Origin of the sequence: Pseudoalteromonas luteoviolacea, from assembly GCF_001750165.1 — a bacterium.
Lineage (GTDB): Bacteria > Pseudomonadota > Gammaproteobacteria > Enterobacterales > Alteromonadaceae > Pseudoalteromonas > Pseudoalteromonas luteoviolacea_G.
Genome location: NZ_CP015411.1, coordinates 1309650 through 1326037, shown reverse-complemented (window position 1 = coordinate 1326037; position 16388 = coordinate 1309650). Strand labels below are relative to the sequence as shown.

Genomic DNA, 16388 nt, shown 5'->3' with positions numbered 1-16388 from the left:
AAAAAAATATAAGTAATTTATTGGCTCTTATTTATCTTTTCACTTCGAGTACCTCTGTACAGGCACACGTCTTAGAGCCCTTAACAAACAACAACGCTCTGCTTGTTCTGGTTGCTGTTGTCTGTTTGACGCCATTTTTTATCATGCTGTTACTTAACCGTAGAGCCACTCAAAAACTCGACCACCTCAGAATGTCAGAAAAGTGGTTAAAAAGCACCGTAGAAGGAAGCGGTGATACACTCTGGGACTGGAATATTCAATCCGGTGACATAATTCGTATTAATGATAAATATGCGTTGAATGAAGAAAAGAGTAGTCACTTTATACCTAATGCAAGGCGTATACACCCGCAAGATATTCCCCTAGTCGAAAAACAATTAAAATTACATTTTGCTGAAAAAACTGCATTCTTTGAAGCATCCTACCGCTTAAGAGATAATTTAAACCAATATCATTGGGTGCTAGATAAAGGCAAAGTCATCAGTAAAGATGACAATCTCAACCCGCTCAGAATGACAGGTACTGTGCGAGATATAAACCACCTCAAAAGTACAGAAGAGCGGCTAAACTTATTTGCAAAATGTGTGGAGTCTTTGACTGATGCTATCGCAATCTATGACCATAATTTTAAATTGGTTGATTTAAACCCAAGCTATATTCGAGTCTTTGGTGGAAAACGAGCACAGTATGTCGACTCAGATTTTCAGCTTCCTGGATATGACACCCGATTCATAAGACAGATTAAATCAGCGTTAAAGGAAACGGAACACTGGCAAGAAGAGCTAAAGATCTATGACCAAAAAGGTAACATGTTGCCCATAGAAGTGAGTATTGATGAAATTAAAAATAGTCATGGCCATGTCACAAACTATGTCGTGGTATTTTCTGATTTAACAGAACGAAAAAAAGCAGAATCACAGCTTCATAACCTGTCAAATCGAGACCGTATTACAGGGTTACCAAATAGAAACCTATTCTTTACTAATTTAAAAAAGTTATCGCAGCAAGGTACACATCACGCCCTACTTGTTTTCGATTTGGATAACTTCAAAAAAATCAATGATTCACTAGGCCACCAGCTGGGAGATAGCCTGCTTTCAAAGCTTGCTATGCGGCTAAACAAGCTATGCCGACAACAGGATACCTTCTACCGTCTCGGAGGAGATGAGTTCGCTTTGGTAATGTCTGGCACTAATGACATACATACCATTACTAAAGTAGCAAAACAGTTTTTAGCCGCGATCGCTACGCCATTTAAAATGGCGAATCATGAGCTTGTGATCACCTCTTCTGTGGGCATAGTCTTATTCCCTGAAGATGGAAAAACACCCGAGATACTATTGAAAAATGCCGATACTGCAATGTATCACGCAAAACAAAAAGGCAACCACTACTTATTCTTTAATGATTCAATGAATGAGCAAGCTGTGAAACGCTTACAAATCGAGAACCTGATGCGATTTGGCTTAAAAGAAGACCACTTTGTTGTTTATTATCAACCCAAAATGGATATTAGAACCGGTAAACTCGTTGGCATGGAAGCATTAGTACGCTTTATTACACCGAAAAAAGGCATCATTAGTCCAGGCGTATTCATCCCCATAGCCGAAGAAACTGGCCAGATTATCGAGATTGGCGAAGTGGTCCTCGATAAAGCCTGTAAAGATGTCAAACGCTGGGTGGATAAGGGACTCTTCAATGGTAGAGTCGCTGTCAATCTGTCTGCCAAGCAGTTTAGTTTGCCAGATCTCACCGCTCGAATAGATATTATCTTGCAAAAAAATCAACTTCCCTCTTATTTTCTTGAGCTTGAGATAACCGAAGGGACTGTAATGGATGACCCACAAGAAGCAATTTCAATTATGCGCTCGTTAAACTCACGTGGCATTCACCTAGCCATGGATGATTTTGGTACAGGTTACTCTTCGTTAGCCTATTTAAAACAGTTTCCATTAAACACATTAAAAGTCGACAAAGCTTTCATCGATGACATGGGCAGTGAAAGAGGACGTAATATGGTCGACTCCATTGTAACCATTGCCCACAACTTAGACCTGCATGTCGTGGCTGAAGGCGTAGAAGAAGAAGAGCAGCTGGCACTTTTAAAACAACTAGAGTGTCAAACAATTCAAGGGTATTATTATTCTAAACCTCTTTCCAGCGATGAATTTGAACGCTTCTTACAATCTGAATTAGAAAATAAACCAAGCCTACAATTAGTTAATTGATATATACCCTTCACTGACACACTAAACTTTAGCAATGAGCACTCAAATGAGTGAAAGATACAGATACTTCTATTGGCAGCCTTATAGCCACAAAACAGTTCAAAAACCCACCAAACCTGCATTTTTACGAATAAAATCCAAACAAAAACACAAAATTGTTGCAAAATATTGCATTATTTAATTTAATACCAGTCTTGAAGATACAAGTGACTGCCAGCTATTTGATAGTGAAAAAAAGTACACTGTTGTTGAGCTTTAAAAAATCCTTAATAAACAAAACATTACTGGATAATGCAGACAAATTAGTACTTTTATGCACCAAAATGTAAATTTCATTATGTTTTAAACTGCATATTGACGTTAAAAGAATATCAAAATCACTTTTTTACATGGCGAAATTTCGAGTTTGGTAAAACGTAATAGTGAATTTACGAATACTAAGCTAAAGTAAGTATTAAGTAGTTCAGGTAGTACTTGTTAGATCAATTGGTCATGGTGTAGTTAGCAGCTACATAAGAGTGGAGCTTTTTAAGTCTGCTTGAGACAGTTTAAAGGTGAGAAAGTCAAATTAGACATGTTTTTCGAACTTATCTCATCTAATTTAATAAATTTCAATGGATTGTGATTTCGGTTTATGTAATTAGATGAATAATTATTTACGTGAATATGTCAACTGTATTTGTTATTTCATGACATTTTGCATAAGAAGACTTACTCATTACAGAATTCTCTCAATAGCTGCTAAAATTAGCCCCATGTTGTTTAAATTAATATAGTTTTTTCAAGGACACGGGCTATGGATCAGAAGAGTGTACATAATTTTTTACAGGCGAAGCCTGGGACCTTTATTACCAAGCCATTTGCACAAGAAGTAGATGTGTATAAAGTGCAGCATAAAATGTTTGCAACGCTGTACGAAGGTAAAGAAGGCCAAACAAATGAAAATGGTGAACCAGTGTGGTGGCTTAACCTTAAGTGCGATCCAGATGAAGCATTGTTACTTCGTGACAAGTATTCGTCAATTGTACCTGGGTACCATATGAATAAACGCCTTTGGAACACCATCGTACTTGATGGCAGTATTCCTGAAGACGAATTAAAAAAGTTAATCGATGACTCATACAATATTGTTGTAGACAACCTGCCTACAGCACAGCGTGAAGAGTTAAACCGTATCACTACCGGTGGTAATTAATTGGCCTCCCTCGCACAAAGTGCGAGGGCCATTTAGCGCCCAAAATAGCAATCTGTCCAAATTTATTGGCCTACAATTTTAACTATTCTATAGCCCTTCCCCTTTTGTCACTTAACTGTAAATCTTCTGTGCTTAATTATGCTCCGAAAATAATGACATTTTGGGACAATAACGATGAAACAATTCATACTTCCTGTACTGATTTCCACTTTACTAGCTGGGTGTACTTTTGATGGTGAAGATGGCACTAATGGAATCGACGGCAAGGATGGAAGTAATGGCCAAATCGGAGAAGTTGGCAGCCCTGGAGAAAAAGGGGACAAAGGAGAAACTGGAACGAATGGCTTAGATGGCACGCCTGGCATAGACTCTTTCCAACAACTCACGCCCTCTCTTGTTGGTAGAGCTGTACTCAATGCACAAAGCCCAGAGGGGGCTGCAGAAATTGTCGCCTACCACGCACAAAAACAACGTATCTTTGCGCTAAACAGCTCCTCATCTCCGGCAACTATAGAAATCGTCAATATTTCAGAAATAGATCCACACACATTGACTCACAATGCAGAGGGAGTTGTAACAAATACCAACCTACAAAGTAATGCAAGTATTAATCTGAGCGAATTTGAAAGTGGTGATGCAAACAGCCTCGCTATTTATAATAATTTACTTGCGGTCGCAATCGCCAAAGAAACAGGCCAATCAGGTAATATCGTTTTTTTTGATATTTCTGCTGATCCTAAATTTATTAAAGCAGTGACTGTTGGCGACTTACCAGATATGGTCACATTTAGTCCTGATGGTAAAAAAGTCGTGGTTGCAAACGAAGGTGAGCCTAACGGCGATTATAGTATCGATCCTGAAGGCAGTATTGCCATAATAGATATCAACGATAACCAAGTGGCTGACACCGCGACCATCCTGAATTTTAATCAGTTTGACGGGCAATCAGCGGCACTGAAAGCACAAGGAGTCGTGTTCGCAAATCCAACAGGGCGCACAATCAAAGGAAACAGCATTAACACCACTGTCTCTATGGATCTTGAGCCTGAATACGTCACAATTAGCAAAGATAGTCGCTATGCCTACGTTTCGTTGCAAGAAAATAATGCCATTGCAATAGTTGACCTCTTAGATAATAGCTTATCTATACATGGTCTTGGCTTCAAAGACTGGGGAAACTGGACACTGGATGCATCTGATAAAGATGACGCCATCAATTTTGCCTCCTACCCCGGATTATATGGTATGTATCAACCAGACACAATTTCGGCTTATCAGTGGCAAGGGGCAAATTTCATCATTTCGGCCAACGAAGGAGATGGGCGTGAATACTTTTTTGATTCACCTGACGAGGCTACCTGTTTAGCTGACGGCGGGCTATCATTTGATAGCGATGACGGCTGTCTTGCATACACCGATGAAATAAGAGCAGAAGATTTAACACTCAGTAATAACTTCGACTATTTAAACAATGACGACCAAGACATAGGCAGATTAAAAGTGAGCACCGTATTAGGTGATTCAGACAATGATAACCAATATGAAGAGCTCTATACCTACGGAGCACGCTCATTCTCAATCTGGGATCATCATGGTCATAAAGTATATGACTCTGGTGACGAGATTGGGAAAATCACATCAGCCATTCATGGCTCAGCATTTAACAATGATGAAGACGAGAATAAAGGCGATACACGTTCAGATGCCAAAGGCGCTGAGCCGGAAGCACTGGCAATTGGTCAAATCAATGACCGTACCTATGCATTCATTGGGTTAGAAAGAATGGGAGGCATACTGGTCTATGATGTCACTAACCCGTTCAACGTTACCATGAATACATACATGATAAATAGGGGTTTAGAAGCCGGCGAGCAGATCAGCGGCGACCTTGCTCCAGAAGGTATGGTGTTTATTGATCAAGCGCAAAGTCCGACAGGAGAAGCTTTGTTAGTTGTAGGTAATGAAATTTCTGGCAGCGTGTCAATTTGGTCTTTATCCAGTAAATAAACAATTTTGACATTTGGGCATCGCTGTCTACGATAAAACTTGCATGCTCCTAATCAATTGGGGAATACATGAAACGCATAGCAATTATCACCAGCGGCGGCGATGCACCCGGTATGAATGCGGCAATACGTTCGATTGTATTGTCATGCCATGATCAAAAAATCCAGTGTATTGGCTTTTACCATGGTTACAACGGACTATTAAATGATGAATATCGTTACCTATCGGCCGATTTAGTGGCTCCTATTATTCAACATGGCGGCACGATTTTAAAAAGTGCACGCTGTCAAGAAATGCATCAAGATGAAGGTCTCAAGCAAGTTGCAAATACGCTGACAAAACACAAAGTCGATGCCTTAATTGTCATAGGAGGTGATGGTTCCTTTCGCGGGATGATGGCATTACAAACCTATTGGTCTGGCAATCTTATTGGGATCCCTGCAACTATTGACAATGATCTTGCCTGTACTGACACAACCATAGGCTTTGCCAGTGCAGTTAATACGGCAACACAAGCAATAGACAAAATTCGCGATACCGCAAACGCATTTGAACGCGTTTTTATCGTCGAGGTCATGGGTCGCCACAGTGGCCATATCGCGTTTAATGTCGGACTCGCTACAGGAGCAGAATCAATCCTGTCATTTGAAAACTGTAATATAAATAGTTTAGATCAAGTAAAAACTGACTTAGTCGCTAAAATTCAATCGCAAAAACAGACTAATCAAAATGGGTTTGTCATAGTGCTTGCTGAAAATCTCTGGCCAAACGGGCCTCTGGGTTTAAAGAAAGATCTACAAGATGCAGACAAGATTGAAAGTGCGGTATGTGTATTAGGGTATATACAACGCGGTGGCAGTCCCTCACCAGAAGATCGCATATTAGCGACAGAGCTCGGCATTGAAGCGGTCAGAGCAGCTCAAGAAAGCACTGGCGTCATGATCGGTAAAGTGGCAGGACAAGTCACTCGCCACTGTATTATCAGAGCCACGGAACAAAACAAACCAGTAGACCAAGCATTACGCTCGGCCTACCATCAAATTAGCATCGGTTCTTAAAGCTGATCAACCATAAATAGTAAATAAATCAGCATTCAGCCATAAGTGAACAGCAATGCTTGCCGCATATCCTAGAGCGATAACCGGGGTCCATTTAAGATGTCCAAAAAAGGTATAGTTTCCTCTCGCTTGACCCATCAAAGCCACTCCTGCTGCTGATCCTATTGAAAGTAAGCTACCGCCCACCCCTGCCGTCAGGGTGATCAATAACCATTGACCATGAGACATTTCTGGCTGCATTGACAACACAGCAAACATCACAGGGATGTTGTCAATTACGGCTGAGATAACACCTAAAAATACATTAGCACCTGTGGTTGACCACCCACCGTACAGCACATGAGACATCAAATTTAGGTAACCCAAAAACCCAAGGCCGCCAACACACATTACTATTCCGTAAAAGAATAATAAAGTGTCCCACTCTGCTCTTGAAACCTTACTAAAGACATCAAATGGTACGACACTACCCAGCTTTTTCAATCGTTCTTTATCACCCTCACGCTCTGCCATCGCCTTTTTACGAGCCAATGAACCCGGTAATGTCACCCTTAAAAAATAACCAAAAAACTGTAAATACCCCAATCCCATCATCATACCAAGCACCGGTGGCAAGTGAAGTAAGCTATGACACATTACTGCGGTTGCAACAGTCAGTAGAAATAACGTTAAAATACGAAGCGCCCCGCGCTTTAACTCGACACTTTCACAACTAGCCGCAGGCTTTTTGTTTGCCACAAAAAAGCTCATAATGGCCGCGGGTACCACATAGTTAGCAATTGATGGAATCAGCAAAACAAAAAACTCATTAAATTTCACCATACCCGCTTGCCAAACCATTAAAGTCGTAATATCACCGAAGGGGCTAAAGGCGCCTCCAGCGTTTGCAGCAACCACGATATTTATACAGCTTAAATTGATAAACTTCTTATCCCCTTCAGCTACCTTCATCACTACTGCGCACATTAACAAGGCAGTTGTTAAGTTATCTGCAATTGGGGAAATAAAGAAAGACAAGAATCCGGTTAACCAAAATAGAGTTTTGTAATTAAACTCTTTTCTCACCATCCAAGAACGCAAAGCATCAAATAATCTGCGCTCTTCCAAAGCGTTGATATAAGTCATCGCCACCAGTAAAAACAGCATCAACTCAGCAAATTCAAGTAAATTATGACGAAACGCATGCTCTGTAGCATCTGGCATGCCCTGCTCAATGTAAAACGCACCAATTAAAATCCATATCAAGCCTGCCGCAACCAAAACGGGTTTAGACTTTCGCATATGTAATTTTTCTTCAAGCATCACCAGTGTGTATGCAACTACAAAAATAGCGATACATACAAATCCCAGAGTGTTGGCAGTCAAATCGAGTTGAGTGGTAGCAGCAAACGCTGGAAAGTTTATCCCCAGCAAACAGAACAACAGCAGGCAACTGTTCCCTACAAGTTTCATTTCAAGGTGTTTCCTTGTCTAGTGAGTACATCTTCGCCAGAAAGTAACACACTTTTTACACTTGCGACATTGTACTCTAGTCTAATTTTACAGCTAATTTACGAAACTACAGGTTAAAGCATGACATTTTGTCATAGCCTTTATGATAAACAGCAAATATGATTATTTTGTTACTTAATCATTATTGCGTTATTTTGAATATAAGTTGAAATACTGGAAAGCATTAGTGCTGAGAGGGGCACGCTACAAGTTCCCGACCATGTAACGTGCGCCATTTTTATTTTTGATGGCTGAGTTTATCCAAGCCAAGAATTAGAGCTAGCCCGAATATTGCAAGCGCAATACATACGGCCAATTGAGCATCTTGGCCTGTAAGTTGTGTGAATTCCATTGGTGAAATATTTTTTTGCATTAAAGGTTTTTCTATTCCGCTCGAATTCACATAGGTAGATACCACTTTTTTCCATGGCCACAACATGTTCAATGAACCGACTAAAAAGCCAGCTAACAATGCAAATGTAACTTGTTCATATCGTGCCAAAAGCCATGATAAAAAACGTGAAAAAACCATCAAGCCACATATACACCCTAACAAGAACAATCCTATCAATAAAAATTCACGCTCATTGAGTGCTGTAAGAACATGACCGTACATACCCAACAGTAACAGAATAAAGCTGCCTGAAATACCAGGTAGTATCATTGCGCAAATTGCGATGCTGCCAGCAATGAAATAAAACCATGGCTGCGCCTGCGCTTCTGCAGGGCTCAAAGAGGTGATCATGACAGCAATCACAATCCCGCTTAAACAACTGACAATGTGCTGTATCTGCCAACGCTCTACTTGTTTGGCAATATATACAAAGGAGGCAATTATCAAACCAAAAAAGAATGACCAAACAAAAGTCTGATGATTTTCGAGTAAATAAGCAATAATTTTTGATAAAGAAAGCGCACTTGTAAACAGCCCGCCAAACACTGCAAGTAAAAAATTACCATCAATATGTGACCAAGCGTCCTTAATTTGGCCTTTTAACACCATTTTTAAAACAGCCATATCAACACTTTTTATCGCAGCTAATAACCGAGCATAGATACCTGTTATAAAAGCCACCGTACCACCCGATACCCCCGGTACCAAATCTGCAGCCCCCATGCCTGCACCTTTAAAAAACAACCAAATGTAATCACGTTTACTGTCTGCTTTATTAGACACCAGCTAATCTCCATTTCTTCTTATCTGCTTAGTGTACCAAATTCCAAAATTAAAATACTAAAGCTCATTGCTTTTTAGCCGATACTAAAGACAATTACCAACCTGCTGATCTATCGATGTTATGAAAAAACAGACTTTTTTAAATTTGATGCTTTGCATATCCGTTCTGGTTGGTTTTCAAGGTCTGTGCATGGCTGCTGAGCATATTGCTCCAACACCCAAAACCAAGATCATTGAGTCAGATCTTGGCTATTATTTATCAAGCGACTCCTTTGTCACCATCAAAGACGATGAGCGAGAGATCCCAGTTCTATTTTCCGAGTATATGAGTGGCAGTAAACGTGGCATTATTGTGATGCTGCCCGGCATAGAACAATCCCCATTACAGGGAAATGGATTAAGTTTTTTAAGAGAAGCGCTTAATGATGATGGCTACGATACCTATGTGATACCTTCACCCCAATTCGATCTCAATGCAAGTCTGATCCAAGACGGTATTATTGAAAGCCAACCGAAATCAAAACAAAAAATGGCTATTGCCCCTGTCAGTGAGTCAGCATTAAATGAATATAAGCTTGAGCTCGTTGCTCGTTTTGATGCGCTTTATAAAACGCTTGCATTACGTGAGCACGAACATATTGCCATTGTCGCATTTGGTAATAGCGCAGGGTTATTTGCGGAACATTTAGCAACCCTACCCAAAATTCGTATTGATGCTTTGATAACGGTCAGTGCTCAACTTGCTAATCCAAATAGAAATAAACACCTCGCTGCAAGTTTGTCACTTGTCAGCCCGGCACTACTTGATGTGTTTTATTCATATGATAACCCAGCTGTTCTTCATACCATAAAAGACAGACGCCGCTGGGCGAAAAGAAATAGTAAATACGATTATCGACAAAGAGAGTTATTTGGCCAAAGCTCTCAAATGCATCAGCAATACAGATTAAAAAAAGAACTATCAGGGTTTTTGAGACAATTATAAAATACTAATTTTTGAGTGCTTCATAAGCAGCTTGAATGCTCTGCGATTTGGCTTTAGCGACTTCCATCATATGCTCAGGCAAGCCTTGCGAGACCAATTTATCAGGATGATGCTGCGCCATTAGTTTGCGATAAGCGCGTTTAATTTCTTTTTCACTCGCTCCCTGCTCCAAGCCTAACACAGCTAAAGCTTGATGCCTCGAAACCTCTGGCTCAGGTGCCGTGAAACTACGGTTTGACTTCTGATATTCACGATGGCCGTTCTGACTTGACTGATGACTACGTTGTTGAGACTGCCATTGAGCGCGCTGCTGACGGAATTTAAACTCAGCCTGATAGCGTTTAAGTACAAAATTAAAGTGCTTTGCACCAATGCCTAAGTATTTACTTACCAACTTTAAAAGTTCCAACTCTTTTGAAGAAAGATGGCCATCTGAAAACGCCATTTGAATTTGAATCTCTAAAAAAAGCTGCAATAAGTCGTAGCGCCTGGCAAAGGCTTCTTTAAAATCACCAACACATTCTTTAATGGAAAAATCGCCGTGTTTACCTGAATTAAAAGCACTTTGTGCTTCCTTTCTGTCATCGCCATGCAGTGCCATATCATCCATAAACGCTGACGCCGCTTGAATATGCATTTCGCTGACTCTGCCATTAGACTTTGCAATATGGCCCATAACAGCAAAACAACTAGAAAAAAATAAAGCTTGGCGCTCATTTAGGTCATCACCGTTAAAGAAGCCTTGAAACCCTCCTGCTTTATCAAAATCCTGCTTTAAACTTTTATCGAACAAGTGGCCTAAATAGCCTCCCAATATTGCACCTAACCATTTTCCAAATAAAAATCCGAATCCAGCTCCGAGTATCTTACCCCACATGATTTGCCTCCACGGCTGCATTTATCTCTTTTAATCGCTCAGGCGTACCAATATCATGCCATTGCCCTAAATACAGTTCACTAGAGAGCACCTGATCTCTTATCGCACTTCTTAACATGGGACCTAAAGGGACTTTGGAAACAGTAACATCTTTGAAAAATGCTTTGTGATATAAACCAATACCTGAGAATGTGTATGTTTGCTGATTTAGTGACTGATGTGTCAAGCAAAAATCACCATCAAGGTTATGAGGCGGATTTTCAACGAGAACGATATGAGCTTCACCGGGCATCAGCTTTAATTGCGTCAAGGCATGTACGTCATAGTCAGTAAAAATGTCTCCATTTATCACGATGAATACATCATTATCTGTGCACAGGCTTGGCAGTGCTTTCGCTATACCACCTGCAGTTTCGAGGCCCCCATCATGCTCATAGCTGTACTCAATCTGCATACCCAACTGCTCACCCGCACCAAAATACTGCTCAATTTTCTCACCGCACCAAGCCAAGTTGATCACAACTTGCTTAATGCCTGCTTGCTTCAGTCGCTCTAGGTGGTAAGCAATTAATGGTTTACCTGCGACCTCGAGCATCGGTTTTGGCATCTGGGCTGTCAGTGGCATCATCCGCTGACCGCGGCCAGCAGCTAAGATCATTGCTTTCATAACGACTCTGCTAACTTTTCTTCTATCATGGGTATTATCTCGGAATGTAGCCAAGTTGCAAGCCATTGAAACTGAGGGTACATCTGTGCGGCTTCTATAACATACTCTAGCGTTGGTAATATATTTGGCAGGTATCCTGATTTACCGTCTCTCAAATACAACCTAACGAAAATGCCAGCGGCCTTTAAATGCCTTTGCATCCCTGTAAAATTAAAATACTCAATATACTGCTCATAAGTCATATTACTTAATAGCCCTGCATTAAATAACTGACAAAAACTCTCTTCTCTGAGGCGTTCAAATTGCTCAACGGGCAGTTTAATATAACAATCTTTCAGTAGGGAAACAGCGTCGTAGCATACTGGACCCACAACTGCATCTTGATAATCAATTAACCTGCCTTGGTCTTTACAATACATCACATTACGGCTATGAAAATCTCGATGCATTACAACTTGAGGTTGCCTTAACATAGACTCCGTTAACAATATTGTCAGCTGCTGCCAATTCTTTTTAAAATCATTGGTACTAGAGTAACCAAGCCATTGCTCCAGCAGCCAAAATTTAAATATATCCATTTCTTGAGTAATGAAGGCTGCATCATATGGGTTCATCCATTTCGATGGACTGAGCTTGGCAATTTGAGGTAGCCATGAAAGTAGAGCTTGATAATGATCATCACCATCTTGCTGAGCAACGATATCAGCCAAATGCACTGAACCTAAATCTTCAAGCAAGATAAACCCTAGCTCAACATCAACAGCTAAAATTTTTGGTACAGCCAAACCACCATCTGCAAAAACCTGATTTAGATGCACAAACGGTTCAATGGAGCCCTTTTCAGGTGACACATCCATTAAAATGTATTTGGTTTGCTTGAATTGAATCCGAAAATATAATCTAAAACTTGCATCACCAGTAATCGCATCAATACTATAAGCATCAAAACCATCAGTAAGTCGCTTTAGTTGCTCATCGACAAACTGTGTCCTATATTGCGCTCTTTTTAATTCTATTGCCGGAGTTAAACTCGCCATATTTTCACCATTTACTGATCTTAATTACTGTATTTAGCACTATTTTCATTTATCATGTCTGGCTCAATCGTGGTGCTAGGTAGACAAGGTCGATAAATGAGCAAAAATTGGGGCATTTTAGTCCTACCCCTTATTAGTACACAAGTTATCGCTAATTCGAACACTGTTAGCGGACTCTGTAAAGACTATCTTCAACCAAAAGACTGGCAACCTATGCAAGGCTTGCTGCCTGAAACCATCGATATTCAAGCAAATAAAGTTGAATTACAAGGCACTGATAGCGCAGAGTTTTCAGGGGACGTCGCCGTGAATACTCAAACAATGACAGTCACAGCAAAGAGTGCTCTCATTGACAAGCGTAAAGGGTTGCTAAACGCCTCAGGCCCATTGCTATTTCAGGACAATTACACCATGGTAAATAGCAGCGGTATGTATGCTGATCTAAGCCAAAGTGAATTTAGCTTGCTTGGTGCCCAGTATCAATTAACTCAACAGCTTGGTAAAGGCAAAGCAGAAAAACTACGTGCCACATCAACCCAAGTTGACTTATTCAACTCAAGTTTTACAACTTGCCCGAGCAATACCCCTTTTTGGGAAATTGAAGCCAGTTCTATTACACTAGACAAAGAAAAAGGTTGGGGCGAAACATATAATACAGTTCTTAAAATACTGGATACTCCAGTGATTTATGTGCCTTATTTCACATTTCCAATTGACGATAAAAGAAAGTCAGGTCTATTAACACCCACTCTATCTAGCTCAAATCGCTATGGATTAGAAATTGTTACTCCTTACTACCTCAACCTCGCAGAAAATTATGATGCACTACTCACGCCAAGATACATGTCTAATAAAGGACTGCAGCTGCAAGGTGAGTTTCGTTATTTAACTGAGCAGCATGCAGGTATATTTGCGACTGAATTTCTTAGCGATGACAAGTCTGAACCGGATTTGGAAGAGCGTTACTTAGTCCATTGGCAACAAAAAAGCTATTTTGGTGATAACTGGCGCGCCAATATTGATGTCACCAATGTCAGTGATGATAATTACCTAACAGATTTGGGATCAAATTATGCGAACCAAACTGACACCCAATTATCAAGGAAAGCTCAATTAAGTTACCTTGGTGAAGACTGGTTGATCGACTTGCAGTTACATAACTTTGAAGTACTCGGTAATCATGCAGAATCATACGCAGCATTTCCCGAAATTACCGTTAAAAATCGAACTGCAGAAAAATACTTTGGTGTGGATTGGCAATTTACTGGGCAAATGAGTCATTTTAAAAATGATGATGCCGAAATAACGGACGCAACTAGAATTCACTTAGAACCAAGCGTCACATATAACCTGAACGACTATGCTTGGTCATTCGATTCAAAACTCTCGCTGCTACATACACATTATGAGCAAAACGGCAGTTTCAATAAAACAGAATATGCTGAGTCAATATCGCGTACCCTGCCTCAAGTTAGACTTCATGGCCAATTAAACCTTGAACGTAGTACGAATTTGTTGCTTTCTGATGGTATTCAAACCTTAGAGCCACAAATACAGTACCTATATACCCCAGAAAAAGACCAAAGTAGGATTGGATCTTACGACACAGTTAAAATGCAGGACGATTTTTTCGGACTATTTAGAGAGCGCCGTTTTTCTGGCGTAGACTATATATCTGAAGCAAATCAGTTTACCCTTGGTGCCACAACACGCTTACTAGATAGCAAAAATACTGAACGTTTTAGTTTAAGTGTTGGCCAAATTATCTACCTCAGTAACTCAGCTAAACCAACAGAAAGTGCATTAGACAACCGCTTTGGCGAGAAAAACTATAACGCATTATTCGCAGCAGAGACAAAAATACATTGGCATCCAAGGTGGTACTTCTCTGGTGGGATACAGTACGATGCCGATGAGAAAGATTTAATACGCTCGCATATGACAATTGACTATCGAGGTAATAATAAAAAACTGGTACAGTTGAACCATCACTACGTAAATGATGTCTCAGGTAATGAGATAGATCAGGTTGGCATCTTCACCAGTCTACCAATTGATGACAATTGGCAAGTTGTAGCAAGTTACCACCGAGATTTGACCAGCAAACGCAGTATTGAAGTTTTTGCCGGCGTGCAATACGAATCATGCTGCTGGGCTGTGCAAATCACAGGAAACAGAACGATAGAAACTGACTTGAATCAATCTACGAGTTTTCAAGACCCAGTTTTCGACTCAAGCATAAATTTTAATTTTGTGCTAAAAGGGTTGGGAAGTAAGTCAAGATACGATGCAAGCCAATTACTTAAACAAGGTATATTTGGCTACCGTAGACCCTATTTTTTAAATAATTAACAACAAAGACTCTTATGAATTTCAAAAAGCTGTTACTCATACCCATATTAAGTGCTGCACTGTGTCAGCCAGCACTTGCTGAACGTATACAAATTGACAAAGTAGTTGCCACAGTAAATGATGGCGTAGTACTACAAAGTGAAGTTGACCAAATTGTAAACCGAGTCAAAGATCAAGCTAATCAGCAAGGTACTGAGTTACCATCAGATAAAGTGCTGCGTATTCAAGCCACTGATAAATTAATTGATGAGACCCTTATTCTTCAGTTAGCGAGTAGAATGGGTTTAGCAATTTCTGACGCACACTTGGACCAAACTTTAGCAAATATTGCTAAAGAGCAAGGAGGCACTGTAAGTGATTTACGACGCTCTATTGAACAGTCAGGAGATAGCTTTCAAGCATACAGGGAAGAAATTCGTAAAGAAATTACGATAGGACAAGTTAAGCGCAGTGCTGTAGATAGAAGGGTTTATATTAGCCCTCAGGAAATCGAAAACCTCAATAAAATCTTAGCGCAGCAAAGTGGTCAAAGTGAAGAATATAACATTGGCCATATTCTTATTAAAATCGATAGCAAAGCAAACCCTGAAGAGATTGCTGAAGCGAGAGAGCGTGCAGAAAACGTTATTAAATTCTTAAATGAAGGTAAAGAGTTTAAACGAATTGCCATCGCTTCTTCTGGCGGGGCAAATGCACTGGAAGGTGGTCAGTTAGGTTGGATGGGTATCAACGAAATGCCAACCCTATTTGCCGAAGCCATTAAAGGTAAGAAAAAAGATGAACTCGTTGGGCCGCTGCGCTCAGGTGCTGGCTTTCATATAGTCAAAGTTCAAGACGTAAGAGGCCGTGAGCTTGTAGAGACGGTTGAAGTGCGTTCTAGACATATTTTATTAAAGCCTTCGATTATTTTAAGTGAAGAAAAAGCGCGTGATATGCTCGCTGGCTTTGTTAAAGATTTACGAGCTGGCACAGCTGATTTCGCAGAGCTAGCCAGAGAATACTCAGAAGATCCAGGATCAGCGTTAAAAGGTGGTGAATACGACTGGACCGATCCTTCTACATATGTACCAGCTTTTAGAGAAAATTTAATGGGTCTTGAACAAAACGAGATCAGTGAGCCATTTCGTAGTACATTTGGTTGGCATATTGTCGAGCTTCTAGATAAGCGCGTTGCAGATAAAACTGAGCAAGCCAAAATGAACCGTGCTCACCAGCTGTTATTTAGAAGAAAATTCAAAGAAGAAAGCTTCAAATGGATGAGGGAAATGCGAGAGCAAGCTCACGTTGAAGTTCTTGAAAGCAAATAAGAAGAGC

12 protein-coding genes are annotated in these 16388 nt (G+C 40.3%); 7 read left to right on the top strand and 5 right to left on the bottom strand.

Translation table 11 applies throughout. From position 1 onward, the window contains the following. Positions 1-143 precede the first annotated feature (143 nt). From S4054249_RS05795 to S4054249_RS05780, 4 genes are all read left to right on the top strand, one after another. The gene (locus S4054249_RS05795; protein WP_080928376.1) at positions 144-2228 is read left to right on the top strand and encodes a putative bifunctional diguanylate cyclase/phosphodiesterase; all 2085 of its coding nucleotides are present in this window, start codon (positions 144-146) and stop codon (positions 2226-2228) included. Positions 2229-3024: 796 nt separating this feature from the next. After that, positions 3025-3423 (top strand): MmcQ/YjbR family DNA-binding protein, encoded by a 399-nt coding sequence (locus tag S4054249_RS05790; protein ID WP_046356625.1) that lies wholly within the window; start codon positions 3025-3027, stop codon positions 3421-3423. A gap of 174 nt (positions 3424-3597) precedes the next feature. After that, positions 3598-5430 (top strand): choice-of-anchor I family protein, encoded by a 1833-nt coding sequence (locus S4054249_RS05785; protein ID WP_046356626.1) that lies wholly within the window; start codon positions 3598-3600, stop codon positions 5428-5430. 68 nt (positions 5431-5498) lie between these two features. Next, positions 5499-6488: a 6-phosphofructokinase gene (locus S4054249_RS05780; RefSeq protein ID WP_046356627.1), complete on the top strand. Its 990-nt coding sequence runs from the start codon at positions 5499-5501 to the stop codon at positions 6486-6488. A 6-nt stretch (positions 6489-6494) separates the two neighbouring features. On the opposite strand, the gene nhaD is transcribed toward S4054249_RS05780, so the two are convergent. Next, positions 6495-7940 carry a sodium:proton antiporter NhaD gene (gene nhaD / locus S4054249_RS05775; protein WP_046356628.1) on the bottom strand — a complete coding sequence of 482 codons (1446 nt, stop codon included), beginning with the start codon at positions 7938-7940 and terminating at the stop codon, positions 6495-6497. A 277-nt stretch (positions 7941-8217) separates the two neighbouring features. Beyond that, positions 8218-9156 (bottom strand): DUF368 domain-containing protein, encoded by a 939-nt coding sequence (locus tag S4054249_RS05770; protein WP_230851807.1) that lies wholly within the window; start codon positions 9154-9156, stop codon positions 8218-8220. A 121-nt stretch (positions 9157-9277) separates the two neighbouring features. Here S4054249_RS05770 and S4054249_RS05765 point away from each other — a divergent pair, with 121 nt between their 5' ends. Then, the gene (locus tag S4054249_RS05765) at positions 9278-10141 is read left to right on the top strand and encodes a DUF3530 family protein (protein WP_080928373.1); all 864 of its coding nucleotides are present in this window, start codon (positions 9278-9280) and stop codon (positions 10139-10141) included. 4 nt (positions 10142-10145) lie between these two features. Here the strand turns inward: S4054249_RS05765 and djlA are convergent, their stop codons facing one another. Genes djlA through S4054249_RS05750 form a run of 3 tightly spaced genes read right to left on the bottom strand, consistent with a single transcriptional unit; the run spans position 10146 to position 12722 of the window. After that, a complete protein-coding gene (gene djlA, locus S4054249_RS05760) occupies positions 10146-11018 on the bottom strand; it encodes a co-chaperone DjlA (RefSeq protein WP_046356629.1) in 873 nt (290 codons plus the stop codon). Continuing rightward, positions 11008-11685, bottom strand: coding sequence for an N-acetylmuramate alpha-1-phosphate uridylyltransferase MurU (murU, locus tag S4054249_RS05755; protein ID WP_046356630.1), 678 nt, complete (start codon positions 11683-11685; stop codon positions 11008-11010). The genes djlA and murU overlap by 11 nt, the downstream gene beginning before the upstream one ends. Continuing rightward, positions 11682-12722 (bottom strand): aminoglycoside phosphotransferase family protein, encoded by a 1041-nt coding sequence (locus S4054249_RS05750; protein ID WP_046356631.1) that lies wholly within the window; start codon positions 12720-12722, stop codon positions 11682-11684. The genes murU and S4054249_RS05750 overlap by 4 nt, the downstream gene beginning before the upstream one ends. Before the next feature lie 96 nt (positions 12723-12818). On the opposite strand from S4054249_RS05750, the gene lptD reads away from it, so the two are divergent. After that, positions 12819-15074: an LPS assembly protein LptD gene (gene lptD / locus S4054249_RS05745; protein WP_046356632.1), complete on the top strand. Its 2256-nt coding sequence runs from the start codon at positions 12819-12821 to the stop codon at positions 15072-15074. 14 nt (positions 15075-15088) lie between these two features. After that, the gene (gene surA, locus S4054249_RS05740) at positions 15089-16381 is read left to right on the top strand and encodes a peptidylprolyl isomerase SurA (protein WP_046356633.1); all 1293 of its coding nucleotides are present in this window, start codon (positions 15089-15091) and stop codon (positions 16379-16381) included. The last annotated feature ends 7 nt before the right edge of the window (positions 16382-16388 follow it).